This window comes from Pseudomonas syringae pv. cilantro, assembly GCF_001293775.1.
In the GTDB taxonomy this organism is placed as follows: domain Bacteria; phylum Pseudomonadota; class Gammaproteobacteria; order Pseudomonadales; family Pseudomonadaceae; genus Aquipseudomonas; species Aquipseudomonas syringae_P.
Genome location: NZ_LGLN01000003.1, coordinates 1 through 1,798, shown reverse-complemented (window position 1 = coordinate 1,798; position 1,798 = coordinate 1). Strand labels below are relative to the sequence as shown.

Sequence of the window (1,798 nt, the reverse complement as noted above, 5' to 3'; positions counted from 1 at the left end):
AATTCCGTGAGCTGTTCAAACGACTCATGCTTGAAGACAACGCCATCATCGACGTGGGTGCTTCCAATGTTGAGGACTTCATGTCCAATCTTGAAGGGTTTGAGGAAGCCCATGAAGAAATCGATTATTACATTGTGCCAGTAACCTCCGGCACCAAGGAGCAAAAGGAAACAGTCAGCATGATTGGCAGTCTGGCTTCGATGGGTGTTCCCTCCGATAAAATTCGCGTGGTATTCAATCGCGTCAAACGTGACGTGCAAGCAGAGTTTCCTATTATTACTGCATACCACGAACGTGCCAGCGCATTCAGGATTAATTACCAGTGTGCAATATTTGAGTCTGAATTGTTTGACGCCTTGTCGATCAATCGTCTTTCAATGAAAAGCTTGATGGAAGATGAAACGGATTATAAAACGCTTCTCAAAGACAAAAACGCCAGTGTGCAAGATCGTAATCGCTGGTCTGATATGTATGGCTTGAAACTGCTGTGCAAAGGCGTTAACCGCAAGCTTGATAGTGTTTTCGCAGAACTTTTTGATATTGAGGTGATTAAATGAGCGAGCATGAAACTCTTCCTTCTACGGCGCGTGACGCTCTGATTATTGAGCTTCTGAGCGATGTAGGCCGTTTGCACGATGACGTCAAAAGAATTCCGAAGCTGCTTGAAATATCCATGAGGGATTCGCTGGATATCGTGGCAGACGCGGTAGAAGATGCTGAAGAGACTGCATTGCTTTTGCAAGACAGTACAAAGGAAGTTATTCAGGCCACTGCCGCCAAAGCGGGTGTGGACGTGGCGCTGGAAATGTCCACAGCTATTCATCAGAGCCTAGAGCGAGTATTCGAACCTGCTTTGCATCGCGCAGCAATGAAGATCGATGATCTAGAAAAGCGAATCACGAATCTATCCGGAAACATTCGAGATACCCACGCGGCACGTTTCAACTACATAGTTCTCGCGGGGTTTGTGGTCGTGACCATTGTGATGATGTGTGCAATGGGTTGGATTGCGATAACCTCTCAAGATGTTAACGAAACCAACAAATGGTTTTATAACGAATACAAGAATCAGCGGGCTCTCATTGATACGCTACCACCCGCGTTGAAAAAACGTTTTGTACAGTGAAGAAAGCTATTAGGGTCTTTACTTCCTAGCCCTATTCGCATCATTAATAACTTTGGCCCAATCCGTATTTTCCACCTCCTCCCTGATCTGCTTCATGCTTTGCCTGAAGTTGGCTTGTGGCGTGATTTTCTCGCCATTCAGCAAGGCGGTTTTACTGACCGCTACGCTGTTGCTTTTCTCAGGCAGGGGGTGTTTAACCTGTCCAGCTCGTTTTTGGCTTTTACGGATTCTGTACAACGCCTGATCGAAGTGACGAAGGCTGATCGTCAGTCCGGTATCCACCAGTTTCTGGTGAATCATCGTTCTGCTTACTCCCGAATCCAGGGCGTTTTCGATTACGTCATACAGGTCGCGGATTTGCGCAGTGTACGACCTGACTCCGTTGTCCTGGGCCAGTTCTGTCAGGGCTTCAAGCCTGTCGTGGGTTTCTTGAACCATGATTTGCCCCTTGTCATCTGAAAAGTGATGTAAAAGTGATGTAAATCTGTCGTAAAGAAGCGTACCACTGATGTAAAAAAACGCAATTCAAAGCAATCTTGATGTAATCCAGAGCATTTCAGATGTAAATCTGATGTAACCCGCAGATTCACCCTGCTGGCCCCCTATCTCGAATTCGCTAAACAGGCACGTTCTATGTATACGGGGGGATGAAGCGCCCCCCCGAATACATCG

At 46.7% G+C, this 1,798-nt stretch carries 3 protein-coding genes; 2 read left to right on the top strand and 1 reads right to left on the bottom strand.

The genetic code is table 11. The features are described 5' to 3' along the window. Nucleotides 1–557: StbB family protein (gene stbB / locus ABJ99_RS28555; RefSeq protein ID WP_054084084.1), on the top strand; the 557-nt coding region annotated here is incomplete at its 5' end. After that, complete coding sequence (locus tag ABJ99_RS00045; protein ID WP_054084083.1) at nucleotides 554–1,126, top strand: hypothetical protein; 573 nt, start codon at nucleotides 554–556, stop codon at nucleotides 1,124–1,126. The genes stbB and ABJ99_RS00045, both read left to right, overlap by 4 nt. An 18-nt stretch (nucleotides 1,127–1,144) precedes the next feature. Here the strand turns inward: ABJ99_RS00045 and ABJ99_RS00040 are convergent, their stop codons facing one another. Further along, a complete protein-coding gene (locus tag ABJ99_RS00040) occupies nucleotides 1,145–1,564 on the bottom strand; it encodes a hypothetical protein (RefSeq protein WP_044322549.1) in 420 nt (139 codons plus the stop codon). Nucleotides 1,565–1,798 lie beyond the last annotated feature (234 nt).